Origin of the sequence: Aeromonas sp. SG16 (assembly GCF_024436135.1) — a bacterium.
In the GTDB taxonomy this organism is placed as follows: Bacteria; Pseudomonadota; Gammaproteobacteria; order Enterobacterales; family Aeromonadaceae; genus Aeromonas; species Aeromonas jandaei.
In genome coordinates this window covers 1,436,722-1,462,836 of record NZ_JANFNW010000001.1, presented here as the reverse complement: position 1 = coordinate 1,462,836, position 26,115 = coordinate 1,436,722, and the positions used below count along the sequence as shown (strand labels likewise).

Below are 26,115 nucleotides of genomic sequence, written 5' to 3'. Positions count from 1 at the left end.
TAATGATTGTCCTGACAATATCTATTGCAATATCGGAATTGGCAGGGAATTATGCTGGGAGCGGGGTCAATGCCCGCCACTTAAATGAACGCATGGAATGTTCTTGTTGGAGTATGGAAATGACTCATAAAAAAACAATTATTAACACATTGCTGATGGCTGCACTGTTTGGTGGCATCAATATGGCACAAGCTGCCGATGTCCCGGCGGGAACCAAGCTGGCTGATGTTCAGCAGCTGGTAAAAGGCAACGGCTCCGAGCCCGCGACCCTTGACCCGCACAAGACCGAAGGAACGGTCGAATCCAATATCCTGCGCGACCTGTTTGAAGGTCTCGTTGCCTCCGGTCCCAAAGGCGAGATCCTGCCTGCGGTAGCCGAATCCTGGGAAACCAAGGACAACAAACACTACATCTTCCATCTGCGTAAAGATGCCAAGTGGTCCAACGGTGATCCGGTCACTGCCCACGACTTCGAATTTGCCTTCAAACGCGCAGTCGATCCGAAAACCGCCTCTCCTTACTCCTGGTATCTGGAGATCCCGACCATCATCAACGCCTCCGAGATCATTGCCGGCAAGAAACCTGCCGACACTCTGGGCGTGAAAGCGGTGGACGACTACACCTTCGAGGTGCAGCTCGAGAAAGCCATTCCTTACTTTGTCAGCATGCTCTCCCACACCACCACCTACCCGGTACCCAAGAAGGTGATCGAGAAGTTTGGTGACAAGTGGACCCAGCCCGGCAACATGGTATCCAACGGTGCCTATCAGCTGAAAGATTGGGTCGTGAACGAGCGGGTTGATGTAGTGCGCAACCCCAACTACTGGAACAACGCCAAGACTGTGATCGAGAAGGTGACTTACCTGCCGATCCAGTCCACCAACTCCGATCTGAACCGCTATCTGGCCGGCGAAGTGGACATGACTTACCAGATGCCCATCGAGCGCTTCAAGCAGATGAAGAAAGAGAAGCCGGATGAGCTGAAGGTGACTGGCTACGTTGGTACTTACTACTACCAGTACAACGTCAAGAAGAAGCCGTTTGATGACGTACGTGTGCGTACTGCGCTCTCCTATGCCATCGATCGTAACGTGATTGCCGACAAGGTGATGGGTCAGGGCCAGACTCCGGGTTACACCCTGGTGCCGGACTTTGTGGATGGCTTCAAGCCGGTGGCTCCGGAATGGTCGAAGATGACCCAGGCCGAGCGCGATGCCAAGGCCAAAGAGCTGCTGAAAGAGGCCGGTTTCGATGCCAGCAAGCCGCTGAAGTTCGAGCTGCTCTACAACACCGACGACAACCACAAGAAAGTAGCGGTCGCCGTTGCCTCTATGTGGAAGAAGCTGGGCGTGCAGGTGAGCCTTGTCAACCAGGAGTGGAAAACTTATCTGGAGACCAAGAAGCAGGGTCAGTTTGATGTGGGTCGTGCCGGCTGGATTGCCGACTACAACGAGGCCTCTTCCATGCTGGATCTGATGCAGACCACCCACGGCAACAACGACGGCAAGTACTCCAATCCGGAGTTTGACAAGCTGATGGACTCCTCTCGCGATCAGGTTGATGTGGCTGCCCGCAACAAGCTCTATGTTCAGGCCGAAGAGATCCTGGCCAAGGACATGCCGATTGCCCCCATCTACCAGTACGTGACTGCCCGTATGGTGAAACCCTATGTAGGCGGCTACCCGGCCAACCCGCTGGATAACCTCTACAGCAAAGACATGTACATCATCGCTCACTGATTTTCGTTACAAGTCGCATAACAAGCAGGCCCGCCGGACGGCGGGCCTTTATTACAACCGCGACCCTTTGGAAGCAGTACAGGACAGGAATTGTCTATGTTGAAATTCATTTTTAAACGTCTACTGGAAGCGATCCCGACTCTGCTGGTCTTGATCACCGTCTCCTTCTTCATGATGCGTTTCGCCCCGGGTAACCCCTTTAGCAGCGAGCGCTCGCTCCCCCCCGAAGTAATGGCCAACATCGAAGCCAAATATGGCCTCGACAAGCCGATCGGGATGCAATATCTCACCTATCTGGGCAACCTTGTGCAGGGCGATCTCGGTCCCTCCTTCAAGTACAAGGACTTTACCGTCAACGATCTGGTTAGCCAGGCGCTGCCGGTTTCCGCCAAGATCGGTACCTTCGCCTTTATCTTTGCCGTAACGCTGGGGGTCACTTTCGGCACCATAGCGGCGCTGAAACAGAACTCGATCATCGACTATTTGTTGATGTCGTCGGCCATGGCCGGGGTGGTGATCCCGGGCTTTGTGCTGGCGCCCTTGCTGGTGCTTATCTTCAGTATCCATCTTGGCTGGTTGCCGGCCGGTGGCTGGCAGGGTGGTGGCGTGCAGTTTATGGTGCTGCCGGTGTTTGGCATGATGATGTACTACATCTCCGCCATCTCGCGGATCATGCGCGGCAGCATGATCGAGACCATGAACTCCAACTTCATCCGCACCGCCCGAGCCAAGGGGCTGCCGCTGCGCCATATCATCCTGAAGCACGCGCTGCGTCCGGCCATGCTGCCGGTGGTCTCCTATCTTGGCCCGGCTTTTGTCGGCATCATCACCGGCTCCGTGGTGATCGAAACCATCTTCGGTCTGCCGGGGATCGGTCAGCTGTTCGTCAACGGTGCCCTTAACCGTGATTACTCCATGGTGCTCGGCCTGACCATTCTGGTCGGCGCCCTCACCATCACCTTTAACGCAGTGGTCGATATTCTCTACGCCTTTATCGATCCCAAGATCCGTTACTAATTCGGGAGTGCATCATGGTTGTTTCAACAGAAAAACGCGAAGCCGTCGAGGCGTTCGCGCAAAAAGTGGAAGTGGTGGAGGGGCGCTCCCTGTGGAAGGATGCCCGTCGCCGTTTCCTGCGCAACAAGGCGGCGCTCACCAGCCTGATCATCCTGACCATCATCGGTCTGGCGGTTATTGTCGGGCCGCACCTCTCCCAGTACACCTTTGACGATCCCGACTGGGGTGCCATGCAGAGTGCGCCGGACATCGAAGCGGGTCACTACTTCGGTACCGACAGTCTGGGCCGCGATCTCTTTGTGCGCACCCTCTTGGGTGGCCGCATCTCCCTGATGGTCGGCATCATGGGGGCCATGGTGGCCGTTATTATCGGCACCCTCTATGGCGCCGCCTCCGGTTTTATCGGCGGTCGGGTCGACAGCCTGATGATGCGGGTACTGGAGATCCTCAACGCCTTCCCCTTCATGTTCTTCGTCATCATGCTGGTCACCTTCTTTGGCCGAAATCTGGCACTCATCTTTATCGCCATCGGGGCGGTGAGCTGGCTCGACATGGCGCGGATTGTCCGTGGCCAGACCCTGAGCCTCAAGAGCAAGGAGTTCATCGAGGCGGCCCACGTCTGCGGCGTCTCCAAGTGGAAGATCATCACCCGTCACATCGTACCCAACGTGCTGGGGATCGTGGCGGTCTACGCCACCCTGCTGGTGCCCGGGATGATCATGTTCGAATCCTTCCTGAGCTTCCTTGGCCTGGGCGTGCAAGAGCCCATGACCAGCTGGGGAGCTCTGCTGGATGAAGGCTCCAAGTCGATGGAAGTGGCCATCTGGCAACTCCTGTTCCCCGCCGGTTTCATGGTGGTGACCCTGTTCTGTTTCAACTTCCTCGGGGATGGTCTGCGTGACGCCCTCGATCCGAAGGATCGCTAATCAAGGTGGCAAGTGGCTGCCGCAAGAGCGCGGCCACCCATCGCTGACAGCGAATCGGATCGACAGGAAAACGTCACGAAAGATCGATAAGGAGTTTTTATGAAATTACTGGATGTAAAAGATCTGCGGGTCGAGTTCAAGACCCCGGATGGCAATGTGGTGGCGGTCAACGACCTCAACTTTTCTCTCTCTGCCGGTGAAACCCTGGGGATCGTCGGCGAGTCCGGCTCCGGCAAATCCCAGACCGCGTTTGCCATCATGGGCTTGCTGGCCAAGAACGGCGTGATCACCGGTTCCGCCAAATTTCAGGGCGAAGAGATCCTCAACCTCCCCGAATCCAAGCTCAACAAGATCCGCTCCGAGAAGATCGCCATGATCTTCCAGGACCCCATGACCTCGCTTAACCCCTACATGAAGGTGCAGGATCAGCTGATGGAAGTGCTGATGCTGCACAAGGGGATGAACAAGGCGGCGGCGTTCGAGGAGTCAGTGCGGATGCTGGATGCGGTGAAGATCCCCGAAGCGCGCAAGCGGATGGGAATGTACCCCCACGAGTTCTCCGGCGGCATGCGCCAGCGGGTGATGATCGCCATGGCACTGCTCTGCCGGCCGCAACTGCTGATAGCCGATGAGCCGACCACTGCGCTCGATGTGACCGTACAGGCCCAGATCATGACCCTGATGAACGAGCTCAAGCGCGAGTTCAACACCGCCATCATCATGATCACCCATGACCTTGGCGTGGTCGCCGGTATCTGCAACAAGGTGCTGGTGATGTACGCCGGTCGTACCATGGAGTACGGCAAGGTGGACGATATCTTCTATCGCCCGAGCCACCCCTATACCGAAGGTTTGCTGCGCGCCATTCCCCGTCTCGATACCGAAGGGGAAGTGCTGCCCACCATCCCGGGCAATCCGCCCAACCTGCTGCGTCTGCCCACCGGCTGCCCCTTCCAGGAGCGTTGCCACCGGGTGAGCGAGATTTGCGGCCAGCAGTCGCCAATCCTGACGCCGTTCAATGACGGCCGGGAGCGCGCCTGCCACTGGGTATCGGATGCCATGAACAAGGGGGCCAACTAAATGGGTGCCGAGAAGAAATTGCTGTTGGAAGTGTCTGACCTCAAGGTGCACTTCAGTATCAAGAGTGGCAAGGCCTGGCCATGGGCCAAGCCATCCGATTTGAAAGCGGTCGATGGTGTTACCCTGCGCCTCTACGAAGGAGAAACCCTCGGGGTGGTGGGTGAGTCCGGTTGCGGCAAGTCCACCTTTGCCCGCGCCATCATCGGTCTGGTGCCGGCGACGGCGGGCAAGGTGGTGTGGCTGGGTGATGATCTTACCAAGCTCGACCAGAATGCCCTGCGCGAGAAGCGCAAAGAGATCCAGATGATTTTCCAGGATCCGCTGGCCTCCCTCAACCCGCGCATGACCATCGGCGACATCATTGCCGAGCCGCTCATCACCTTCTATCCCAACCTGCCACGGGAAGAGGTGAAGGAGAAGGTGAGGGCCATGATGAGCAAGGTGGGGCTCTTGCCCAACCTGGTCAACCGCTACCCGCATGAGTTCTCCGGCGGCCAGTGCCAGCGGATCGGTATCGCCCGGGCGCTGATCCTCGAGCCCAAGATGATCATCTGCGATGAGCCGGTGTCGGCGCTCGACGTCTCTATCCAGGCGCAGGTGGTCAATCTGCTCAAATCCCTGCAAAAGGAGATGGGGCTGTCGCTTATCTTCATCGCCCACGACCTGTCGGTGGTCAAACACATCTCCGATCGGGTGCTGGTGATGTATCTGGGCAACGCCGTTGAGCTGGGGACCCGCAAGGAGATCTTCGCCAATCCGCTGCACCCCTACACCAAGGCGCTGATGTCTGCGGTGCCGATCCCGGATCCGGAGCTGGAGCGCAACAAGGTGATCCAGATCCTGGAAGGGGATTTGCCATCGCCGATGAATCCGCCGTCAGGCTGCGTGTTCCGCACCCGCTGTCCGGTGGCGGGCCCCGAGTGTGCCAAGACCCGCCCTGTGTTGGAGGGCAATTTCGATCACGCCGTCTCCTGCCTCAAGGTGGATCCGCTCTGATTGCGCCGGTCGCAACGGAAAAACGGGGCGCTCATAGAGCGCCCCGTTTTTTTGCTGTCAGAGTGAAGATGCCTCTTGGCGTTATCTTTTACCGCTGTTAATATCCGCGCAACAAGGGGAGTAACTTCTCGCCGGTTTGTCGTCATTACGGTGCACCCATTTCCTGCAGTGCACCCGGCAGCCGGGCAGTCGATGAAAATGGGCTGTAAGTGAGACCTTGCCGAGAGGCAAGGTGTATCTGCTCCAAACGCAAACCCACGCCTCTCGGTCGTGGGTTTTGTCGTTTTTGGGAGAAGTGAATATGGGTGAATGGTGGATGTGGACCGGTTTCTTCAGCATAGTGCTGGTCCTGTTATGGATAGACATACGCTTTGTCGGTGGTGGCAAATCCCATAAGGTGTCGCTCAAAGAGGCGGGCATCTGGTCCCTTATCTGGGTCAGCGTGGCGCTCTTGTTCAACCTGGCCATCTGGCTCTGGCTGGATCACAGCGCAGGCCGTGAAATTGCCAACCAGAAGGGGCTGGAGTTCCTCACCGGCTACCTCATCGAGAAGGCGCTGGCGGTGGACAACGTCTTCGTCTGGCTGATGCTGTTCGGCTACTTTGCCATTCCGGCCGAGCTTCAGCGCCGGGTGCTGCTGTACGGGGTACTGGGTGCCATCGTGATGCGGGCCGGTATGGTGTTTGCGGGTAGCTGGCTTATCGAGCAGTTCCACTGGATCCTCTACCTGTTCGGCGCCTTCCTGCTGCTAACCGGTGCCAAGATGCTGTGGGCGGCTGACAAGGAGCCCGATCTGGCCAACAACCCGCTGCTGGGCTGGATGCGCCGTCGCTTCAAGGTGACGGAGACGCTGGAGGGGGAGAACTTCTTCGTCTGGCGTGACGGTGTGCGCTATGCCACCCCGTTGCTGCTGATCCTGGTGCTGGTAGAGGTGAGCGACCTTATCTTTGCGGTAGACAGCATCCCGGCCATCTTCGCGGTGACCACGGATCCCTTTATCGTGCTGACCTCCAACATCTTCGCCATCATGGGTCTGCGTGCCATGTACTTCCTGCTGGCGGGCGTGGCCGAGCGTTTTGCCCTGCTCAAATACGGCTTGGCGCTGATCCTGATGTTTATCGGGGTCAAGATGCTGCTGCTGGATATCTTCAAGATCCCGACCGGCATCGCATTGGGCGTGGTCGCGCTGATCCTGCTGGCTTCCATGGGGCTGAGCCTCTGGGTGACCCGCAAGAAAACGGCATAATTGGCAAACAAGCAAAAGGGCTCCCTATGGAGCCCTTTTCATGGCGGAGATCTGCTTAGCGCTTGATCTTCTTGGGGTTGGTGTAGCCCCAGATGGTGTACATGTCCGCCAGCAGGGCGCCGTTGTACTCCTCCAGATCCGCCTGTTTCACCTCGGCATTTCCCTGACGGCCAAACAGCACCACCTCGTCACCGGGTTTCACCCCTTTCAGGTCGGTCACATCCACCATGATGGTGTTCATGGAGGTCTTGCCGACCACCGGCACCTTCTGGCCCTGGATCAGCACATAGGCCTTGTTGCTCAGGGAGCGGCGATAACCGTCGGAGTAACCGAGCGGCAGGTTGGCGAGCCAGGAGTCGCGCTTGAGGGTAAAGGTGCGGTCATAACCGACGGTGTTGCCAGCCGGGTAGTGGTTGACGGAGGCAACCTGGGTCTTGAACGCCATTACCCGCTTGTACTCGGTGTAGGAGGGGATGGAGTCACCGTAGAGCAGGCCGCCCGGGCGCACCATGTCAAAGTAGGCATCCGGCACTTCAAGTGTTGCGAAGGAGTTGGCGGCGTGGATGGTGATCTTGCTGCGATCCAGCTTGCCCGCTTCCAGCAGCCACTGGGAGTCCAGTTTGAACTGGGCCAGCCCCATCTTGACGTCCTCTTTCTCCTCCACCGGGAAGTGGGTCATGATGCCGACCGGGGTGATCCCCTTGAGCTTGAGCATGGCCAGCGCATCCTGCTTGGAGTCGGCCAGTCGCAGATCGATGCCGTTGCGGCTCATGCCGGCGGAGTTGAGGGCGATATGCACCGGAATGGTGGTGTGGTGGCGCTGGGCGATATCGGCGATGCCCTGAGCACTCACCAGACTGCCGATCAGCTCCTCCATCTTGTAGGGCAGGGCTTGCTCCACTTCGTCCGGGGTGGCGGCACGTACCCGCATCAGACGGCCGGTGAAGCCCTTCTCGCGGGCGACACGAGCTTCTTCATTGCTGGCGATGCCGATGCAGGGGATACCCGCTTTCACCACCGAGGGAACCAGCAGATCGATACCGTGGCCATAGGCATCTGCCTTCATGATGGCGCAGATCTTCGGTCCCTTGTCACCGAGGCGATCCTTGAGGGTCTGGATATTGTGCTCGAAGGCGCCGAGATCGACTTCCAGCCAGGCATTGCTGGCGGTCTGGACTTCGCCGTTGCGGTGATCGCTGGCTAGCGGCAGGTAGGGGGCTGCAACCGCTTGCCCGGCCAGCAGGCCGAGGATCAGGGTGGCCAGCAGTGTTTTCTTGTGCATGGTGGTTCCTTTTTGTTGTTCGCGTGAGGATAGTGTGGGTCGAGTTGGCCACATTGGCTGTAGCTCAACGTCAACTTGTTGTTATTATTATGATCTTTGTCACTCTCGGCAGACTTGGACAAGCGATTGAGTCTACCGCAGGCGTGGTTGTTCCGACACTTTTCAGGGGAAAAAAATGGTCAATCTGGAGTTGCGCCTGCCACCGCCACTGGTGTTTGTCTGCTGTGCCACCGCCATGTGGTGGGTCAGGGGAGAGACACCCCCCGGCATGGGGATGTGGGCCCTCATCGCCCTTCTGTTTGCTGCGGGAGCCATCATGGGCTTTGGCGCCCTGTTTCGCTTCAGGCATCACAAGACCACCGTCAGTCCCACCCGGCCTCATGAAACCCGTCATCTGGTTACCGGTGGCGTCTATCGCATCAGCCGCAATCCCATGTATCTGGGGCTGTTCTGCTGGCTGGCCGCCTGGGGCTGCTATCTCGGGGGAGTCTGGGTCTGGGCTGGCCCGGCACTGCTGGCGCTTTGGTTGACCCGTTTCCAGATCATGCCGGAGGAGCGGCTGCTCAGTGCCCGGTTCGGCGAAGAGTATGCTCGCTATTGCCAGCAGGTGCGGCGCTGGTGTTAAGGCGGTGAGCAGATTGAGGGGAGGGATTGCCGGCGCAGCGGAAGCGTTGCCGGCAGATAAACGGGGTTAGAAATGGTCGCCCTTCTCGTCCTTGGTTGGTTCGAGGCTCCAGCCGGTGGCATCGCTGCTGCTGGCGATCTGGCCCTTCTCCTTCCATAGCTTGATCTTGAGGCGCAGGTTGTTGGCCGAGTCGGCGTTCTTCACCGCCTCCTCCTCGTCGATCACACCCTCCACCACCAGATCGAACAGGGCGCTGTCGAAGGTGACCATGCCGAGGGCCTTGGATTTCTCCATCACCTCCTTGAGACCGCCAAACTCGCCGCGCTTGATCATGTCGCGGATGGTGTGGGTGCCCAGCATGATCTCCACTGCCGCCCGGCGTCCGCCATCGGTAGTCTTCACCAGCCGCTGGGAGACAAACGCCTTGAGGTTGTTGCCAAGGTCGTTGAGCAGCTGGGGGCGGCGCTCTTCCGGGAAGAAGTTGATGATGCGGTCCAGCGCCTGGTTGGCGTTGTTGGCGTGCAGGGTGGAGATGGCGAGGTGGCCGGTTTCGGAGAAGGCCAGCGCATGCTCCATGGTCTCGCGGTCGCGAATTTCCCCGATGAGGATCACGTCAGGCGCCTGACGCAGGGTGTTTTTCAGGGCGGCGTGGAAGCTGCGGGTATCCACCCCCACTTCCCGCTGGTTGATGATGCTCTTGCGGTGGCGATGAACAAACTCCACCGGATCTTCGATGGTGATGATGTGGCCGCCGCTATTGCGGTTGCGATGGTCGATAAGCGCCGCCAGCGAGGTCGATTTACCCGAGCCGGTACCGCCAACAAACAGCACCAGGCCGCGCTTCTCCATGATGGTATCGAGCAGCACGGGGGGGAGTTTCAGATCCTCGAAGCGGGGGATCTCGGTCTTGATGTTGCGCGCCACCAGCGACACTTCGTTGCGCTGCTTGAAGATGTTGATCCGGAAACGGCCGATCTGCGGCAGCGAGATGGCGAGGTTCATCTCCAGCTCCCGCTCGAACTGCTCCTTCTGCTCCTTGTCCATGATGGCCTCTGCAATGGCCGCCACATCGCCCGGGTTGAGCGGTGTCTCATTCAGGGGGCGCAGCACCCCGTTGAATTTGGCGCAGGGGGGGGCTCCGGTCGACAGATAGAGGTCGGAGCCATCCTGTTTGGCCAGGGTCTGTAACATGTCTCGCAATTCCATGGTTTTGCCTCGTCTATCAAGCAGATGCCATTACTTCGAATGTCATTGAGTGTACAGCCTCAGGCGCCGGTCAGTTTCTCGCGGAAGACAAAAAAGACGGCGCCCAGAATACAGAGTCCGGCCCACAGGTAGTCCCATTTCAGATCTTCTTTCAGATAGAAGATGGAGAAGGGGACGAACACGGTGAGGGTGATCACCTCCTGCAGGATCTTGAGCTGCCCCACGGAGAGCACGGTATGGCCGATGCGGTTGGCGGGCACCTGCAGCAGGTATTCGAACAGGGCGATGCCCCAGCTCACCAGGGCGGCGATGATCCAGGGTTTGTGATTCATGCTCTTGAGGTGGGCGTACCAGGCGAAGGTCATGAAGACGTTGCTGCACAGCAGCAGACCGATACTGGTGAAAATCGGGTTCATTGGGTTCTCCTCGCAAATTCGGCGCATTTTATCCCTGAACCGATAGTTTTCATACGCGGTGGGGCAGGGTATTTTTAAGCAATCAGGATGAGCCGTGCGAGGTTGGTGCGGAATGGGCAAGTTATACAGGATTGTGCTGTTACTGTTGTTTGCCGCGGGGTGGGTCAATGCGATGCCGACGCTGAAGGTCGCGACCGATGTCTGGCCCCCCTTTCGCATTTTGCAGTCAGATGGTCAGCTGCAGGGGATCGATATCGAGATCCTGCACCGGCTGGAGCAGGAGAGCGGCATCCGGCTGCAGGTGAAACGGATGCCCTGGGGGCGGGCGCTCAAGCAGATGCAGACCGGACAGGTCGATCTGATGATTGGGCTGGCTCATACCCCGGAGCGGGCACAATTTATCGATTACCTGCAACCGGCCTACTACCAGTGCTGGCCCGCCTTCTATGGCAAGCGGGAGCAGGTAGCCCGGCTCGATCAATACAGTCACCTGCTGGGAATCAAGGTGGGATTCGTGCTCAACTCCGCCTACTTTGAACCGTTCGACAGCGACATCCGGCTCGACAAGCACGGGGTCGCTACCGAGGATCAGCTGCTGCGCATGGTGCAGCGCGGCCACCTGCCGCTGATGATTGGCACCGACTGTCAGGTCGATTACGCCCTGAGCCGCGAACCGGCCCTTGCCCTGGCCAAAGCCCCTTACCGGCCAGCCCGTCCCATCACCCTGTATCTTGGGATGAGCAAACGCTCACCCTATCAGGATCTCAAGTCACCGCTGGCGCAGGCGCTGCAAACGCTGGTGGTAAACGGCGAGATCCAGCAAATCGCCAGACCCTATCAGCCTTGACCTCGGGTGGCACGGCGCTGTTATCATTCCCCCTCTCGATTCTCCTCCGCGGCCAGAGTGGCCAACCGGGGGAGAAACCCTCTTTCGTTGCGGGGAACCTGCTTGTATCTCTCACTTGTTGCGCGTCAGCAGCGCTGGCAGCGGCGCTGGCTGCTTGGCCTCTTGCTGCTGACCCTGCTGCTTTTTCTCTTCTCCCTCGCATGGGGTGAATTCGTGCTGCTGCCCTGGCAGCCGCTGGGGGAACTTGAGCAGCGCATTTTGCTGGAGCTGCGTCTGCCGCGCGCCCTGCTGGCGCTTTTGGCAGGGGCTGCACTGGCCTGTGGCGGCGCCGTGTTGCAGGTGATGCTGCACAACCCGGTGGCCGAACCCGGTCTGCTTGGCGTGTCTAGTGGAGCCGGACTGGCCGCCATGGTGGCGATGGCGGTGGCCAGGGCTCTCGGCGTCTATCTGCCCGGCTGGGGGCTGTCGCTGGCGGCCTTTGGTGGCGCCCTGCTGGTGACCATGCTGCTCATTCGGCTGGCGCGGCGCGCCCGGCTCGGCCATGCCAGATTGCTGCTGTTTGGCGTCGCCATCGGCATTCTCACCAATGCCGCCATGACCTGGCTGCTCTATTTCGCTGACGACAGCTCGCTGCGTGAGTTCATGTTCTGGATGATGGGCAGCCTCTCCTATGGCAGCCAGCAGCTTGGCTGGTGGTGGCTGCTGTTGCCGCTCACCCTGCTCTGGCTCTGCCGCCAGGGCAAGGTGCTGCAACAACTGTTGCTGGGGGAGACCCAGGCTCGCCTGATGGGGCTGGATGTGGACAAGATGCGGGTACGGCTGGTGCTGGCGGTCTGCCTGCTCACCGGACTGGCGGTATCCCTGTGCGGCGTCATCGGTTTTGTCGGGCTGGTGGTGCCCCATCTGCTGCGGCTCTGTGGCGGCAGCGATCAGCGCTTCCTGCTGCCCGCCTCGGCGCTCGGTGGCGGGGCCCTGCTGCTGGCCGCCGATCTGGTGGCTCGCTCCGCCTTGAATGCCGGCGAGCTGCCCATCGGCGTCATCACCGCCTCGGTCGGTGCGCCGCTCTTTATCTATCTGCTGCTGAGACAAGATGCCCATGCTGCCTCGTGATGCACTGCGCCCAAGCCTTCCCCTGCTGGCCGCGCAGGGGCTCACGGTCGCCGACCGGCTCGCCCCCCTCGATATCGTCTGGCAGGGCGGCCAGCTGGTGGCCCTGCTCGGCCCCAACGGCAGCGGCAAATCGACCCTGCTTGGCGCCCTGGCCGGCATCTTGCCAGCTGGCGGGAGTGTGCAGATCGGCGGCGAGCCGATCGCGGATCTGAGTTGGCCGGAGCTGGCGCAGCGGCGCGCCATGTTGCCCCAGCGCCAGCCCCAGCTGTTTCATATTCCGGTGTTTCAGGTGCTGAGTCTGGGGCTGGCCGAGACCGCCCCGGCCAGCAGGCAGAACGAGGCGATCACCGCCTTGTGTCAGGCGCTGGAGCTGGATGGCTTGCTGGCGAGGGATTTCAGCCGGTTGTCGGGAGGCGAGCAGCAGCGGGTGCTGATTGCCCGCACCCTGTTGCAGGTGTGGCCGAGCCTCAATCCGGCAGGCAAGGTGCTGCTGCTGGACGAGCCGCTGGCGGGGCTCGACCTGCATCATCAGCTTGCCCTATTGCGGCTGCTGAAAACCTTGGCCGGGCAGGGGTTGCTGGTGGTACTCGCCATCCACGATATCAATCTGGCCATCGACTGGGCCGATCGCATTCTCTGCCTGCAACAGGGCACCGTGGTGCGTGAGGGGGGCGTCGAGCTGGTGGATGAGGCGCTGCTGGAGCAGGTGTTCCAGATCCGCACCGACCGCATCGAAGCGGCAGGGCGGGTCTGGTTTATGCCCACGCTGTGAGTGACGGAGGTGCCGACAAGGGTGCCTCTGCGCCATGTGTTCTCTGTTTGCCTGTATTGTCCTGTCGCCGGGGCTCCCAGCTTCACGATTTCCCACCTTGTGCCGGTTGCCAATTTATCCCCTTGATCGGAAGTTGCTCTCTGCCTGGTTGCCGCGACCAATCGTTAGCAGTCTGCGTGGTCAATCGCTCGGTATAAGTAAAAGTTTGGTCATGTAGGGAAAATCCATAAATTAAATTTATGCTCATCGTATTGGCTGTGAGTCGGCCTTTTGCAGGCGGTGACGGGCCCTGTGAGCGGGTTGCCCGATCTGACCAGAGGGATTGCGCGCACGGATAAGGGTGGCCAGGCAAAAAAGAAGGGCCGGATATCACGGATATCCGGCCCTTTGTGTATCTCGGGTAACGCGGGTCAGCGCGCCAGCTTGCTCAGGCGTACCTGCGCCGCTTCTGCCAGCATGGTCAGCAAGGTTTCGGTGTCGCTCCATGCAAGATAGACAGGCATCGGTGATGCTCTGGCCAAAGCGTGATACCGCAGCTGTTACCGCAGTTTTGCTTTGTTCAACCGAACCTGCGCAGCCTCGGCCAGCATGGTCAGCAAGGTTTCGGTGTCGCTCCATGACAGGCAGGCATCGGTGATGCTCTGGCCAAAGGTGGCAGCGCAGCCGTTCTCCACATCCTGCCGCCCTTCCACCAGGAAACTCTCGGCCATGATACCGGCGATGCCGGTGCGGCCGCGGCGCAGCTGATCGCAGATGTCTTGCGCCACCAGCAGCTGGCGACGGTGATCCTTCATGCTGTTGCCGTGGCTGAAGTCGACTACCAGCCGCTCCGGCAGGCCCACATCGGCCAGCGCTTCGCACGCTTCATCGATGCTGGCGGTGTCGTAGTTGGGGCGGTGGCCGCCACGCAGGATCACATGACCAAAGGGGTTGCCGGCGGTGCGGTAGATGGTCATCTTGCCGTCCTTGTCCGGGGAGTAAAAGATGTGGCTGTGGCGGGCGGCGCGCACCGCATCGATGGCGATGCGAGTGTTGCCGTCGGTGCCGTTCTTGAAGCCGACCGGGCAGGAGAGGGCGGAGGCCATCTCGCGGTGTACCTGGGATTCGGTGGTACGCGCGCCGATGGCGCCCCAGGTGATGAGGTCGGCAATGTACTGGCCGGTCACCATGTCGAGGAACTCGGTGGCGGTGGGCATGCCGAGCTCATTGATATCGACCAGCAGCTTGCGCGCCAGTTTCAGCCCTTCGTTGACATCGAAGCTGCCATCGAGGCGCGGGTCGTTGATGAGCCCTTTCCAGCCGACGATGGTGCGCGGCTTCTCGAAATAGGTACGCATCACGATGCAGAGGCTCTCTTTATACTGCTCGCGCAGGGCGTTGAGGCGCTGGGCATATTCGCGGGCGGCCGCAGGATCGTGGATGGAGCAGGGGCCGACAATGACCAGCAGGCGCTGATCGTCTCCGGCCAGAATGGCCTCCACTTCGCGACGGGCATCCAGCAGATTCTGGGCAACGGTGTCGGTGATCGGAAACGCGTGGGCAAGCTCGCTCGGAGTGATCAGTGACTCCAGGCGACGGGTGCGCAATTCATCTGTGTGAATGGACATACAACTCAAGTCTCGAGTGGGTGGTGTCAGCCGCAGGGGGCGAAAATGCAAAGGGATAAAATAAAGCAAAAGTCCACCGATTGAAACCTTGGGGGGCTCTGATAGGATGTGAAGCCAAAATCGATTCCAAATGAGGTAGATAGCGTGGCAAAGCCAGGGGCAACCGGGGTCACCCGCATCATCAATGCAGCCGGTTACAGCATGAAAGGACTCAGGTCAGCCTGGATCAACGAGGCAGCGTTTCGGCAGGAGCTGATGCTGATCCTGCTGTTGATGCCGCTGGCCTTCTGGATTGGCGACTCCCTCAACCAGATCCTGCTGCTCATCATCATCAGCTGGCTGGTGGTGATCGTCGAGGTGCTCAACTCCGCCGTCGAGGCGGTGGTCGATCGCATCGGCCCCGAGCATCACGAGCTCTCCGGCCGCGCCAAGGATTTGGGCTCTGCCGCCGTCTTTATCGCGCTGGCTCTCAATGCGCTGGTGTGGGGGGCGCTGGTGGGGCGCAATCTGTTGGGATTGTGGTAGAGCACATATCTTGCCCCCTTCTCCCACGAGGGGAAAAGGGGGAAAGGAGCAACGGCTCGGACGTGCGTTGAGCATCGCATCATAAAAAAGCCCGTCATCACGACGGGCTTTTTGCTGCGCAGATCAGGGTCTATCAGTGGAGGATGCGGGCACGGATAGTGCCGTTGATCTCCTTGAGCTTGGCCAGCGCCTTCTCGCTGTGCTCGGTCTCCACGTCGATCACCACGTAGCCGATATGGCTGCTGGTCTGCAGGTATTGACCGGCGATGTTGATCCCCTCTTCGGCGAAGATCTGGTTGATCTGGTTCATCACCCCCGGCTGGTTGCGGTGAATGTGCAGCAGGCGGCTGGAGCCCTTGTGGCCCGGCAGCGACACTTCCGGGAAGTTGACGGCAGAGAGGGTGGAGCCGTTGTCGGAGTACTTGATGAGCTTGTTGGCCACCTCCAGCCCGATGTTCTCCTGCGCCTCCTGAGTGGAGCCACCGATGTGCGGGGTGAGGATGACATTGTCCAGCCCGCGCAGCGGGGTGAGGAACTCTTCGTCGTTGGACTTGGGCTCGCTCGGGAAGACGTCGATGGCGGCGCCGGAGATATGGCCACTCTTGATGACGTCAGCCAGCGCATCGATATCCACCACGGTGCCGCGGGAGGCGTTGATAAAGACGGCGCCCGGTTTCATCATCCGCAGCTGCTCGGCACCGATGAGATCCTTGGTAGAGGCGGTTTCCGGCACGTGCAGGCTGATGACATCGGACATGTTGAGCAGCTCCACCAGATTGGGCACTTGGATGGCGTTGCCCAGCGAGAGCTTGTTCTCGATGTCGTAGTAGTAGACCTTCATGCCGATGCTCTCGGCGATGATACCAAGCTGGGTGCCGATGTGGCCGTAACCGATGATGCCGAGCTTCTTGCCGCGCGCCTCCACCGAGCGGTTGGCCAGCTTCTCCCACACGCCGCGATGGCACTTGGCGTTCTTCTCGGGGATGCCGCGCAGCAGCAGCAGGATCTCGCCCAGTACCAGCTCGGCCACCGAGCGGGTGTTGGAGAAGGGGGCGTTGAAAACCGGAATGCCGCGGATCTGGGCAGCTTCCAGCTCGACTTGGTTGGTACCGATGCAGAAGCAGCCGATGGCGACCAGTTTGGGGGCCGCATCGAGTACCTTCTCGGTGATCTGGGTGCGCGAGCGCAGCCCGATAAAGTGGACGTCGCGAACCCGCTCAATCAGCTCCTCTTCGGAGAGAGAGGTCTTGAGATACTCCACACTGGTGTAACCTGCGGCACGAAAGGTCTCTACGGTGTTGGGGTGAACCCCCTCCAGCAGCAGTACCTTGATTTTATCCTTGTCCAATGAAAACTTGGCGGTCATGACGATCCCTCTGTATGTGCAAACGTAAGTGCAGATTTGGTGTGCGAAGAAAACCGTAAAGTAGCAAAAACGTTTGGGAGAGGGAATATTTGTGACGAAAGTCAAATTCTTTGAAGTTATCAACGATTGTTGTAAATGGAGCTTTGCAACTTGTTGAGGAATAAATAAAAACGGCGCCATGAGGCGCCGTCTTGCATCCACGGGAGGATTACTGGATAACCACGCCTTCCGGGGTACCGATCACCACCACGTCTGCGCCACGGTGGGCGAACAGGCCGTTGGTGACCACGCCAACGATGGCGTTGAGCTGTACTTCCAGCCCTTTGGCGTCGGTAATAGCCATATCCTTCACATCCAGGATGTGGTTGCCGTTGTCGGTCACCACGCCTTCACGCCAGACCGGGTTGCCGCCCAGCTTCTTGATCTCGCGGGCCACGTATTCGCGGGCCATGGGGATCACTTCGACCGGCAGCGGGAACTTGCCCAGCACGTCGACGGTTTTGGTGTTGTCGATGATGCAGATGAACTTGTCGGCCACGGCAGCGACAATCTTCTCGCGGGTCAAGGCTGCGCCGCCGCCCTTGATCATGTCACGGGTGCCGTTGATCTCGTCGGCGCCATCCACGTAGACGGAGAGGGCGTCGATCTCGTTGAGATCATACACGGTGATGCCGAAGCCCTTGAGGCGTTCGGTGGAGGCCACGGAGCTGGATACCGCCCCCTTGATCTCGTCCTTCATGGTCGCCAGCGCGTCGATGAAGTGGTTGACGGTAGAGCCGGTGCCCACCCCGACGATGGTGCCGGGAACCACATACTTGAGCGCAGCCCAACCGGCCGCCTTCTTCATTTCATCTTGAGTCATGATCGTTCCTTAAGAAAAAAGCGGGCGCATTATATCCAACCCCATCGCCCGTCGCGACCATGTTGCTCACGTTCCGGGGCAAAAAGGGGCAGGAAGTAAATCGTTTGCCTGTTTATTCTGCGTTTGCGCGCACAAAGCCGAGGCTGCTGGCCAAAAACAGCTTATTCAAAGCGCCAGCAGCGGCTCGGGGTGATGATCTGCGGCAGCGGCACATCCCACACCTCCTGCGGTACCGCATCCACCTGCTGGCAGTCGTGGGCAATCCCCAGCGGCTTGGGGCCCATCCTGTGCTCATGCCAGATGGCGAGGGTGCGATCGTAGTAGCCGCCCCCCATGCCGAGGCGATTGCCGTCGCCATCGAAGGCGACCAGCGGGGTGCAAATGAGGTCGAGGGTGCTGTGGGGCACCACCTGCTGCATATCCAGCTCGGGCTCTTCGATACCGTAGCGATTACGCACCATGGGGCTGGTGGCGGTGTAGCGCAAGAAGAGCAGGTGACCGGGGGTAAAGGGGTGGAGCACCGGCAGATAGACCTCTTTCTGCTGGGCCCACAGCCAGTGGATGGCGGGCAGGGGATTGATCTCCCCGTCATTGGCCAAATAGAGGGCAATGCGCTTGGCGGCGAGGATCTCGGGGTGCTGTTTGAACTGGCTCAGCAGCTGTTGGGCTGCCTGCTGCTGTTCGAGCGGACTAAGGCTCTTTCTGCGTTGACGTACCAGTTGGCGAAGAGATTGACGTTCGGGCTGGGACTCTTGCATGGGGAACCTCCGGGCTGACTGCAATGGACGGCAGGGCGTACATGGCCCTTACCTTAACATATTCTCTCGTGGGGACGGGGTGAAAAGCGGGTACCGACGAGGGCCGGTACCCACAGGATCAACGCTGGCGCATCTGGTGTTTGACAAAGACGGCGACCAGCGCGGCCAGTGCCAGCGCCATCGGGTAGAAGCTCATGCTCACTACCGCCAGCGGTGACAGGGCGAAGATGGAGCCCAGCAGCAGCGCCTGTGCCCCCCAGGGGATGAGACCCTGGATCACGCAGGAGAAGATATCCAGCATGGAGGCGGCGCGGCGCGGGGTGACGCCGTGATGCTCTGCCAGATCGCGGGCGACCTTGCTCGCAACGATAATGGCGACGGTATTGTTGGCAGTGCAGAGATTGGTGAGGCTCACCACCCCGGCGATGCCGAGCTCGGCCGCTTTCTCGTTCTGCTCGCCATGGTGGCTGCGGGTAAAGCGGGCAATCAGGGCGCCGATGCGATCGCTGATCCAGGCCAGACCACCCTGACGCTCCATCAGGGCGCCGAGGCCGCCGATGAGCATGGAGAGCAGGAAGATCTCCTGCATGCCGGTAAAGCCCTGATAGATATCCTTGCTGAACTGGCCGATGGCGTAGCCATTGATCATGCCGACGGCGCCTGCGGCGACAATGCCGATCCCCAGCACCACGAACACGTTCATGCCAGAGAGCGCCAGACCGAGGATCAGCAGGTAGGGCATCACCTTGAGCAGGTCAACTGCCCCGGCCTTGGCGGGCGCCGCACCGACGGAGCCGAGCGCCAGATAGAGCAGGATCACCGCAATGGCCGCAGGGGCGGCAATCTTGAAGTTCTCGCGGAACTTGTCCTTCATCTCGCATCCCTGACTGCGGGTGGCCGCGATGGTGGTGTCGGAGATGATGGAGAGGTTGTCGCCAAACATGGCGCCGGAGAGGATGGTGCCTGCCATCAGCACAGGATCAATACCGGCCGCCTGCGCCACACCGAGGGCCACCGGCGCCACGGCACCTATGGTGCCCATGGAGGTACCCATGGCAGTGGCAATAAAGGCGGAGATGAGGAACAGCCCGGGCAGCAGCGCCCAGCCGGGGATAAGCGACAGACCGAGCGCCACGGTGGCGTCCACGCCGCCAGTGGCCTTGGCCACGCTGGCAAAGGCGCCCGCCAGCAGATAGATGAGGCACATCGCCATGATGTTGCTGTGGCCGACCCCTTTGAAGAAGGTCTCCAGATTGCTGTTGAAGCCCTCTTTGCCAAGCAGCAGCGCCAGCATCACGGCTGGCAGGGCGGCAACAGGGGCGGGCAGTTGATAGAAGGCGAACTCGACCCCTTGCAGGGTCAGCCAGGTACCGGTACCGATAAAGAGTGCGAGAAAGACCAGTAGCGGCAGCAAGGCCCTGGCACTGGGTTGGGTCTGGATCATGTGTTCCTCTGAAATTGAACAATGACCTCCTGTCGTGAACTGCTTTGTGCCTTTATCGGATCGGGATAGGGGGAAAACAGCGCGGGCATCCTGCCGCATCGGGGGGCCCACAGTAGTGAGTCAACCCCGCCCGGTCAAGATAGACGTCCAGATGGATAAGGTTTTTTGTCAGTTGATTTGGCTGTTCTGATTAAATCCGTTAAATATTCGGATTTAAAAGAAAAGTCTGTCTATTTGTCGGAGTGGTCTGCTGGTGCACGGCGGGCTTTTCAAAGCCGGCGCAGGCTGGTAAAACGGTCTCTTTCCATAATTAAAAGAGATGAGAGGGTGGAGATGGACAATCCGATCCGTGTGGCCGTGATGGGCTGTAATGGTCGTATGGGCAAGGTGCTGCTGGAGGCGGTCACCAACACCGAAGGGGTGGTGGTTGGCGCTGCGCTGGAGCGGCCGGGGTCGGCGGTGATCGGTCTGGATGCGGGCGATCTCAACGGGCTGGGCAATCTGGGTGTGGCGATTAGCGACAGCCTCGACAAGGTGCGCGACCAGTTCGACCTCATCATCGACTTCACCCGTCCCGAGGTGACCCTGGCCAATCTGGCCTTTGCGCTGGCCCACAACAAGCAGATGGTGATCGGCACCACCGGCTTTGACGAGGCAGGTAAGGCAGCCCTTAAAGAGGCAGGCAAGCAGATCGGTATCGTGTTTGCCTCCAACTACTCGGTCGGGGTCAATCTGGTGTTCAAACTGCTGGAGCAGGCCGCCAAGGTGATGGGTGACTATACCGACATCGAGATCATCGAAGGCCACCATCGCCACAAGGTGGATGCGCCGTCCGGTACCGCCCTCTCCATGGGCGAGGTGGTTGCCAAGACGCTGGGCCGGGATCTGAAAGAGTGCGCCGTCTATGGCCGCGAGGGGATCACCGGCGAGAGGGACCGCAATACTATCGGCTTTGCCACCATCCGCGCCGGCGATCTGGTGGGTGAGCACACCGTCATGTTTGCCGATATCGGCGAGCGGGTAGAGATCAGCCACAAGGCCTCCAGCCGCCTTACCTTTGCCAACGGTGCAGTGCGCGCCGGCAAGTGGCTGCGCCAGCAGGGCGCCGGTCTTTATGATATGCAGGATGTGCTCAATCTGAAGTGATTCTTCCGCTTTCTTCTGTCTGATTATCCTGTCTGACCAAACCCCGGCTTGCCGGGGTTTTTGCTGTTTGCTGAGCAAAAAGTTACATAAATGCTGGTTAGCATGCTTCTTTTGATTCAGTCAGGCAAAAATAGTCATTTCATTTTTCCCACTCCTTTTGTTGCCTTGAAATGTCATCACAAGGTAACAATCTTTGATGCGTTTACGGCGTCCGCAGCCATTTTTTCACATCACTTCAAATAGACTAAAAATTCAAACACAGAAAAACGTTTGCTGTTTTTTGTGTCAACAAAACTACACACAAAAGGCACAAATTTGCACTTTGGTTGTTCTTGTGGTGTTTTTAGTTCTTTGTTTTTAAAGGGATTAAAATTCCATCTCGTCTGTTTTGTCGTGGTTTGTGAGGGTTTTTTGTCTGATTTCAAATTTTCTTTTGCTGTAGGGGCTTGAAAAGCAATTGAGTGCATAGATAATGGGTAATGTTGCTTTTTTATTGAATTTAGATGCATTTCATCTGAGAAAAGACGTTGAAATGCCACTTTTTTTAAGTAGAATGCGCCCAATTTGCCAGAAATCTGCCGGGTTCGAGTCCTGTCCAAGGCCGGAACCGAGCCCGCAACACCCAGGTAAATTGCTGAATTTAAAGCTAAATAACTGGAGGTTGTCTTGAATCACACTGCATTGCTAGTGCTGGAAGATGGAACTGTATTCAAAGGCGTGTCGATAGGCGCCGAGGGATGCTCCGTTGGTGAAGTGGTTTTCAATACGTCGATGACGGGCTATCAGGAAATCCTCACCGATCCCTCTTATTCCCGTCAGATAGTCACCCTCACTTACCCCCATATAGGCAACACCGGCACCAACAGCGAAGATGAAGAGTCCAGTCAAATCCATGCTCAGGGATTGATCATCCGGGACCTTCCGATACTTGCCTCCAATTTCCGCAATCAGCAATCCCTCTCCGAATACCTCAAGTCTCACAACATCGTTGGCATCGCCGACATCGACACCCGCAAACTGACCCGCATCCTGCGCGAGAAAGGCGCCCAGGCTGGCTGCATTCTGGCCGGCAAGCAAGTCGATGAGGCCTATGCCCTCGAACAGGCCCGTGCCTTCCCCGGTCTGAAGGGAATGGATCTGGCCAAAGAGGTCACGGTTAATGGGGCGTACAACTGGACCGAAGGGAGCTGGCAGCTTGGCAAGGGGCACGTCACCCCGGATGCCGACCAGCTTAAATACCACGTGGTGGCCTATGACTTCGGCGTCAAGCGCAACATCCTGCGGATGCTGGTTGACCGTGGTTGCCGCCTGACTGTGGTACCGGCCAAGACTCCGGCTGCCGAGGTACTGGCGCTGAACCCGGATGGCATCTTCCTCTCCAACGGCCCCGGCGACCCCGAGCCGTGCGACTACGCCATCGACGCCATCAAGGCTTTCCTTAATACCAACACGCCGGTGTTCGGCATCTGTCTGGGTCACCAGCTGCTGGGTTTGGCCTCCGGCGCCAAGACCGTCAAGATGAAGTTTGGCCACCACGGCGCCAACCACCCGGTCAAGAGTCTGGACGACAACACTGTGATGATCACCGCCCAGAACCACGGTTTTGCGGTAGATGAGAACAGCCTGCCGGATTGCCTGCGCGCCACCCACGTCTCCCTGTTCGACGGGTCGCTGCAAGGCATCCATCGCACCGACCGTCCGGCCTTCAGCTTCCAGGGTCACCCCGAGGCGAGCCCGGGCCCGCACGACTGTGCCGGTCTCTTTGACCACTTTATTGAATTGATTAAGCAGTATCGCGCCTAAGGAAAAGAGGAAAGAGTTTCATGCCAAAACGTAACGACCTTCAGAGCATCCTGATCCTCGGCGCCGGCCCCATCGTCATCGGCCAGGCCTGCGAATTTGACTACTCCGGCGCCCAGGCGTGCAAAGCGCTGCGCGAGGAGGGCTACCGCGTCATTCTGGTCAACTCCAACCCGGCCACCATCATGACCGACCCGGAGATGGCGGACGCCACCTACATCGAGCCCATCACCTGGGAAGTGGTGCGCGAAATTATCAAGAAAGAGCGCCCGGACGCCATCCTGCCCACCATGGGTGGCCAGACTGCGCTCAACTGCGCACTGGCGCTGGAAAAACACGGCGTGCTGGCCGAGTTCGGCGTCGAGATGATCGGTGCCACTGCCGATGCCATCGACAAGGCCGAAGATCGCTCCCGCTTTGACAAGGCGATGCGCAGCATCGGCCTCGAGTGCCCGCGTGCCGGTATTGCCCACAACATGGAAGAGGCGTGGGGCGTGCAGCAGATGGTTGGTTTCCCCTGCATCATCCGCCCCTCCTTTACCATGGGTGGCTCAGGTGGCGGCATCGCCTACAACACCGAAGAGTTCGTCGAGATCTGCGAGCGCGGTCTGGATCTCTCCCCGACCAAAGAGCTGCTCATCGACGAGTCGCTGATCGGCTGGAAAGAGTACGAGATGGAGGTGGTGCGGGATCGCAACGACAACTGCATCATCGTCTGCGCCATCGAAAACTTCGACCCCATGGGTATCCACACCGGTGACTCCATCACGGTCGCGCCAGCCCAGACGCTGACCGACAAGGAGTACCAGCTGATGCGCAACGCCTCCATGGCGGTGCTGCGCGAGATCGGCGTCGAGACCGGCGGCTCCAACGTCCAGTTCGGTATCAACCCGAAAGATGGCCGCATGGTCATCATCGAGATGAACCCGCGGGTGTCGCGCTCCTCTGCGCTGGCCTCCAAGGCGACCGGTTTCCCCATCGCCAAGATCGCCGCCAAGCTCGCTATCGGTTACACCCTGGACGAGCTGATGAACGACATCACCGGCGGTCGCACTCCGGCCTCCTTCGAGCCGGCCATCGACTACGTGGTGACCAAGGTGCCGCGCTTCAACTTCGAGAAGTTCGCCGGTGCCAACGACCGTCTGACGACCCAGATGAAGTCGGTCGGCGAAGTAATGGCCATCGGCCGCAACTTCCAGGAGTCCCTGCACAAGGCGCTGCGCGGTCTCGAGACCGGCAAGGCGGGCTTCGACCCCATGGTGGATCTGAACGCCCCGGACTCCCTGACCCGCATCCGTCACGAGCTGCAGGATGCCGGTGCCGAGCGTATCTTCTACATCGCCGACGCCTTCCGCGCAGGCCTCTCCATGGACGGCATCTTCAAGCTGACCAAGATTGACCCCTGGTTCCTGGTGCAGATTGAAGAGCTGGTGAAGCTGGAAGAAGAGGTGAAAGAGCGTGGCATGGCCGGTCTCGATGCCGACTTCCTGCGCGCCCTCAAGCGCAAGGGCTTTGCCGATGCGCGTCTGGCCAAGATCCTCGGTGTGGCCGAAGGGGAGGTGCGCAAGCTGCGTGCCCGCCACAACATCTTCCCGGTCTACAAGCGGGTCGATACCTGCGCCGCCGAGTTCGCTACCAACACCGCCTACATGTACTCCAGCTATGACGAGGAGTGCGAAGCCAACCCCACCGACCGCGACAAGATCATGGTCATCGGTGGCGGCCCGAACCGTATCGGTCAGGGCATCGAGTTTGACTACTGCTGCGTGCACGCGGCGCTGGCCCTGCGCGAAGACGGTTACGAGACCATCATGGTCAACTGCAACCCGGAGACCGTCTCCACCGATTACGACACCTCGGATCGCCTCTACTTCGAGCCGGTGACCCTGGAAGATGTGCTGGAAATCGTGCGCATCGAGAAACCCAAAGGCGTTATCGTCCAGTACGGTGGCCAGACACCGCTGAAGCTGGCCCGTGCACTGGAAGCCAACGGCGTGCCGATTATCGGTACCAGCCCGGATGCCATCGACCGCGCCGAAGACCGCGAGCGTTTCCAGTCTGCCGTCGAGCGCCTTGGCCTCAAGCAGCCGGAAAACGGCACTGTCACCGCGCTGGAGCAGGCGGTTGTGGTGGCCGAGCGCATTACCTACCCGCTGGTGGTTCGCCCCTCCTACGTGCTGGGTGGCCGCGCGATGGAGATCGTCTACGACGAGACCGACCTGCGTCGCTACTTCGCCGAGGCGGTGAGCGTCTCCAACGAGTCGCCGGTACTGCTGGACCGCTTCCTGGACGATGCCACCGAACTGGACGTGGATGCCATCTGCGACGGCACCGATGTAGTCATCGGCGGCATCATGGAGCACATCGAGCAGGCCGGTATTCACTCCGGTGACTCCGGTTGCTCCCTGCCGCCCTACACCTTGTCCAAGAAGATTCAGGACGAGATCCGCGAGCAGGTGCGCAAGCTGGCGCTGGAGCTCGGCGTTATCGGCCTGATGAACGTGCAGTTCGCGGTCAAGGGCAATGACATCTACCTCATCGAGGTGAACCCGCGTGCCGCCCGTACCGTGCCGTTCGTCTCCAAGGCGACCGGTGCGCCGCTGGCCAAGATTGCCGCCCGCGTGATGGCCGGTCAGAGCCTGAAAGAGCAGGGCTTTACCAAAGAGATCATCCCGCCCTACTACTCGGTGAAAGAGGTGGTACTGCCGTTCGCCAAGTTCCCGGGGGTTGACCCGCTGCTGGGGCCGGAGATGCGCTCCACCGGCGAGGTAATGGGTGTGGGCAGCAGCTTTGCCGAGGCCTATGCCAAGGCGCAGCTGGGTGCCAACCACGCCGTACCGAAAGAGGGCCGTGCTCTCTTGTCAGTGCGTCACAGCGACAAGGCGCAGGTGGTCGATTTGGCCGCCAAGCTGCTGGAGCTGGGTTACGAGCTCGACGCCACCCACGGCACCGCTGTCGCGCTGGGCGAAGCGAGCATCAACCCGCGTCTGGTCAACAAGGTGCACGAAGGTCGCCCGCACATTCTCGACCGCATCAAGAATGGCGAGTACACCTACATCGTCAACACCGCCGAAGGGCGGGTGGCCATCGAGGACTCCAAGCAGCTGCGCCGCGCCGCCCTGCAGAACAAGGTGGCGTATACCACCACCATGAACGAGGCATTCGCGACCTGCATGGCCATCAGCGTTGATGCCACTGCCAGCGTCAACTCGGTGCAGGAGCTGCACGAGCGCGTGAACAACCGCTAACGCTCTGCGCGCGAGCCAGACTCGCTCCGCATAGATGACAAGCCCCCGCCAGCAATGGCGGGGGCTTTTTTATGACGACGGGTTGGGTGCTGCGAGG

The 26,115-nt window shown here is 59.6% G+C and carries 23 protein-coding genes; 14 read left to right on the top strand and 9 right to left on the bottom strand.

What is annotated here, in order from left to right:
* Nucleotides 1-119: 119 nt before the first annotated feature.
* The 6 genes from NOM67_RS06670 (at nt 120) to NOM67_RS06645 (ending at nt 7,004) form a co-directional block, all read left to right on the top strand.
* The gene (locus NOM67_RS06670; protein ID WP_255934919.1) at nt 120-1,739 is read left to right on the top strand and encodes an ABC transporter substrate-binding protein; all 1,620 of its coding nucleotides are present in this window, start codon (nt 120-122) and stop codon (nt 1,737-1,739) included.
* 96 nt (nt 1,740-1,835) lie between these two features.
* Nucleotides 1,836-2,756 (top strand): oligopeptide ABC transporter permease OppB, encoded by a 921-nt coding sequence (gene oppB / locus NOM67_RS06665; RefSeq protein WP_041208574.1) that lies wholly within the window; start codon nt 1,836-1,838, stop codon nt 2,754-2,756.
* A gap of 14 nt (nt 2,757-2,770) precedes the next feature.
* A complete protein-coding gene (oppC, locus tag NOM67_RS06660; protein ID WP_041208573.1) occupies nt 2,771-3,682 on the top strand; it encodes an oligopeptide ABC transporter permease OppC in 912 nt (303 codons plus the stop codon).
* 99 nt (nt 3,683-3,781) lie between these two features.
* Nucleotides 3,782-4,762, top strand: coding sequence for an ABC transporter ATP-binding protein (locus tag NOM67_RS06655; protein ID WP_041208572.1), 981 nt, complete (start codon nt 3,782-3,784; stop codon nt 4,760-4,762).
* Nucleotides 4,763-5,758 (top strand): murein tripeptide/oligopeptide ABC transporter ATP binding protein OppF, encoded by a 996-nt coding sequence (oppF, locus tag NOM67_RS06650; protein WP_033114332.1) that lies wholly within the window; start codon nt 4,763-4,765, stop codon nt 5,756-5,758.
* Between the two features lie 301 nt (nt 5,759-6,059).
* On the top strand, nt 6,060-7,004 hold the full coding sequence (locus NOM67_RS06645; protein ID WP_041208571.1) for a TerC family protein: 945 nt from the start codon (nt 6,060-6,062) through the stop codon (nt 7,002-7,004).
* Nucleotides 7,005-7,059: 55 nt separating this feature from the next.
* Here NOM67_RS06645 and alr read toward each other — a convergent pair whose 3' ends face one another.
* A complete protein-coding gene (alr, locus tag NOM67_RS06640; protein WP_104014423.1) occupies nt 7,060-8,286 on the bottom strand; it encodes an alanine racemase in 1,227 nt (408 codons plus the stop codon).
* A gap of 175 nt (nt 8,287-8,461) precedes the next feature.
* On the opposite strand from alr, the gene NOM67_RS06635 reads away from it, so the two are divergent.
* The gene (locus NOM67_RS06635; RefSeq protein WP_255934913.1) at nt 8,462-8,911 is read left to right on the top strand and encodes an isoprenylcysteine carboxylmethyltransferase family protein; all 450 of its coding nucleotides are present in this window, start codon (nt 8,462-8,464) and stop codon (nt 8,909-8,911) included.
* Between the two features lie 66 nt (nt 8,912-8,977).
* Here NOM67_RS06635 and tapW read toward each other — a convergent pair whose 3' ends face one another.
* On the bottom strand, nt 8,978-10,117 hold the full coding sequence (tapW, locus tag NOM67_RS06630) for a type IVa pilus ATPase TapW (RefSeq protein WP_041208567.1): 1,140 nt from the start codon (nt 10,115-10,117) through the stop codon (nt 8,978-8,980).
* Between the two features lie 59 nt (nt 10,118-10,176).
* Nucleotides 10,177-10,533: a DMT family protein gene (locus tag NOM67_RS06625; RefSeq protein ID WP_005302630.1), complete on the bottom strand. Its 357-nt coding sequence runs from the start codon at nt 10,531-10,533 to the stop codon at nt 10,177-10,179.
* A gap of 112 nt (nt 10,534-10,645) precedes the next feature.
* On the opposite strand from NOM67_RS06625, the gene NOM67_RS06620 reads away from it, so the two are divergent.
* The 3 genes from NOM67_RS06620 to NOM67_RS06610 all read left to right on the top strand — a co-directional run bounded on the left by NOM67_RS06620 (nt 10,646) and on the right by NOM67_RS06610 (nt 13,262).
* A complete protein-coding gene (locus NOM67_RS06620; protein ID WP_255934854.1) occupies nt 10,646-11,380 on the top strand; it encodes an ABC transporter substrate-binding protein in 735 nt (244 codons plus the stop codon).
* A 102-nt stretch (nt 11,381-11,482) separates the two neighbouring features.
* Nucleotides 11,483-12,490, top strand: coding sequence for a vitamin B12 ABC transporter permease BtuC (gene btuC / locus NOM67_RS06615; protein ID WP_198505988.1), 1,008 nt, complete (start codon nt 11,483-11,485; stop codon nt 12,488-12,490).
* Nucleotides 12,477-13,262: an ATP-binding cassette domain-containing protein gene (locus tag NOM67_RS06610; RefSeq protein ID WP_208735969.1), complete on the top strand. Its 786-nt coding sequence runs from the start codon at nt 12,477-12,479 to the stop codon at nt 13,260-13,262. Before btuC ends, NOM67_RS06610 begins: the two co-directional genes overlap by 14 nt.
* Before the next feature lie 539 nt (nt 13,263-13,801).
* Here NOM67_RS06610 and NOM67_RS06605 read toward each other — a convergent pair.
* Nucleotides 13,802-14,869, bottom strand: a complete 1,068-nt coding sequence (locus tag NOM67_RS06605) for a 3-deoxy-7-phosphoheptulonate synthase (protein WP_208735970.1) — start codon at nt 14,867-14,869, stop codon at nt 13,802-13,804.
* Nucleotides 14,870-15,013: 144 nt separating this feature from the next.
* On the opposite strand from NOM67_RS06605, the gene NOM67_RS06600 reads away from it, so the two are divergent.
* Entirely contained in the window at nt 15,014-15,394 is a 381-nt protein-coding gene (locus NOM67_RS06600) for a diacylglycerol kinase (protein ID WP_033114340.1), read from the top strand.
* Between the two features lie 133 nt (nt 15,395-15,527).
* Here NOM67_RS06600 and serA read toward each other — a convergent pair whose 3' ends face one another.
* From serA to NOM67_RS06580, 4 genes are all read right to left on the bottom strand, one after another.
* A complete protein-coding gene (serA, locus tag NOM67_RS06595; protein ID WP_043849491.1) occupies nt 15,528-16,760 on the bottom strand; it encodes a phosphoglycerate dehydrogenase in 1,233 nt (410 codons plus the stop codon).
* A gap of 208 nt (nt 16,761-16,968) precedes the next feature.
* Entirely contained in the window at nt 16,969-17,622 is a 654-nt protein-coding gene (gene rpiA, locus NOM67_RS06590) for a ribose-5-phosphate isomerase RpiA (RefSeq protein WP_040067849.1), read from the bottom strand.
* A gap of 161 nt (nt 17,623-17,783) precedes the next feature.
* Nucleotides 17,784-18,380, bottom strand: coding sequence for a 5-formyltetrahydrofolate cyclo-ligase (locus NOM67_RS06585; RefSeq protein ID WP_043849489.1), 597 nt, complete (start codon nt 18,378-18,380; stop codon nt 17,784-17,786).
* 118 nt (nt 18,381-18,498) lie between these two features.
* Nucleotides 18,499-19,824: a Na+/H+ antiporter NhaC family protein gene (locus tag NOM67_RS06580; protein ID WP_041208560.1), complete on the bottom strand. Its 1,326-nt coding sequence runs from the start codon at nt 19,822-19,824 to the stop codon at nt 18,499-18,501.
* A gap of 333 nt (nt 19,825-20,157) precedes the next feature.
* Here NOM67_RS06580 and dapB point away from each other — a divergent pair, with 333 nt between their 5' ends.
* Nucleotides 20,158-20,970 carry a 4-hydroxy-tetrahydrodipicolinate reductase gene (gene dapB / locus NOM67_RS06575; protein WP_255934841.1) on the top strand — a complete coding sequence of 271 codons (813 nt, stop codon included), beginning with the start codon at nt 20,158-20,160 and terminating at the stop codon, nt 20,968-20,970.
* Nucleotides 20,971-21,200: 230 nt separating this feature from the next.
* Here the strand turns inward: dapB and NOM67_RS06570 are convergent, their stop codons facing one another.
* Nucleotides 21,201-21,533 carry a hypothetical protein gene (locus tag NOM67_RS06570; RefSeq protein WP_255934838.1) on the bottom strand — a complete coding sequence of 111 codons (333 nt, stop codon included), beginning with the start codon at nt 21,531-21,533 and terminating at the stop codon, nt 21,201-21,203.
* A 103-nt stretch (nt 21,534-21,636) separates the two neighbouring features.
* Here NOM67_RS06570 and carA point away from each other — a divergent pair, with 103 nt between their 5' ends.
* Both carA and carB read left to right on the top strand, forming a co-directional pair.
* Nucleotides 21,637-22,773, top strand: a complete 1,137-nt coding sequence (carA, locus tag NOM67_RS06565; protein ID WP_255934835.1) for a glutamine-hydrolyzing carbamoyl-phosphate synthase small subunit — start codon at nt 21,637-21,639, stop codon at nt 22,771-22,773.
* 20 nt (nt 22,774-22,793) lie between these two features.
* On the top strand, nt 22,794-26,018 hold the full coding sequence (gene carB / locus NOM67_RS06560) for a carbamoyl-phosphate synthase large subunit (RefSeq protein ID WP_033113583.1): 3,225 nt from the start codon (nt 22,794-22,796) through the stop codon (nt 26,016-26,018).
* Nucleotides 26,019-26,115 lie beyond the last annotated feature (97 nt).

What these genes read in the sequence shown, in the direction of transcription:
- NOM67_RS06585 (WP_043849489.1), bottom strand. Translation starts at nt 18,380, where the DNA reads ATGCAAGAGTCCCAGCCCGAACGTCAATCTCTTCGCCAACTGGTACGT.
- NOM67_RS06605 (WP_208735970.1), bottom strand. Translation starts at nt 14,869, where the DNA reads ATGTCCATTCACACAGATGAATTGCGCACCCGTCGCCTGGAGTCACTG.
- NOM67_RS06625 (WP_005302630.1), bottom strand. Translation starts at nt 10,533, where the DNA reads ATGAACCCGATTTTCACCAGTATCGGTCTGCTGCTGTGCAGCAACGTC.
- oppF (WP_033114332.1), top strand. Translation starts at nt 4,763, where the DNA reads ATGGGTGCCGAGAAGAAATTGCTGTTGGAAGTGTCTGACCTCAAGGTG.
- NOM67_RS06580 (WP_041208560.1), bottom strand. Translation starts at nt 19,824, where the DNA reads ATGATCCAGACCCAACCCAGTGCCAGGGCCTTGCTGCCGCTACTGGTC.
- NOM67_RS06620 (WP_255934854.1), top strand. Translation starts at nt 10,646, where the DNA reads ATGGGCAAGTTATACAGGATTGTGCTGTTACTGTTGTTTGCCGCGGGG.
- dapB (WP_255934841.1), top strand. Translation starts at nt 20,158, where the DNA reads ATGGACAATCCGATCCGTGTGGCCGTGATGGGCTGTAATGGTCGTATG.
- oppB (WP_041208574.1), top strand. Translation starts at nt 1,836, where the DNA reads ATGTTGAAATTCATTTTTAAACGTCTACTGGAAGCGATCCCGACTCTG.
- NOM67_RS06645 (WP_041208571.1), top strand. Translation starts at nt 6,060, where the DNA reads ATGGGTGAATGGTGGATGTGGACCGGTTTCTTCAGCATAGTGCTGGTC.
- NOM67_RS06655 (WP_041208572.1), top strand. Translation starts at nt 3,782, where the DNA reads ATGAAATTACTGGATGTAAAAGATCTGCGGGTCGAGTTCAAGACCCCG.
- alr (WP_104014423.1), bottom strand. Translation starts at nt 8,286, where the DNA reads ATGCACAAGAAAACACTGCTGGCCACCCTGATCCTCGGCCTGCTGGCC.
- NOM67_RS06670 (WP_255934919.1), top strand. Translation starts at nt 120, where the DNA reads ATGACTCATAAAAAAACAATTATTAACACATTGCTGATGGCTGCACTG.
- rpiA (WP_040067849.1), bottom strand. Translation starts at nt 17,622, where the DNA reads ATGACTCAAGATGAAATGAAGAAGGCGGCCGGTTGGGCTGCGCTCAAG.
- tapW (WP_041208567.1), bottom strand. Translation starts at nt 10,117, where the DNA reads ATGGAATTGCGAGACATGTTACAGACCCTGGCCAAACAGGATGGCTCC.
- NOM67_RS06635 (WP_255934913.1), top strand. Translation starts at nt 8,462, where the DNA reads ATGGTCAATCTGGAGTTGCGCCTGCCACCGCCACTGGTGTTTGTCTGC.
- NOM67_RS06610 (WP_208735969.1), top strand. Translation starts at nt 12,477, where the DNA reads ATGCTGCCTCGTGATGCACTGCGCCCAAGCCTTCCCCTGCTGGCCGCG.
- carB (WP_033113583.1), top strand. Translation starts at nt 22,794, where the DNA reads ATGCCAAAACGTAACGACCTTCAGAGCATCCTGATCCTCGGCGCCGGC.
- oppC (WP_041208573.1), top strand. Translation starts at nt 2,771, where the DNA reads ATGGTTGTTTCAACAGAAAAACGCGAAGCCGTCGAGGCGTTCGCGCAA.
- serA (WP_043849491.1), bottom strand. Translation starts at nt 16,760, where the DNA reads ATGACCGCCAAGTTTTCATTGGACAAGGATAAAATCAAGGTACTGCTG.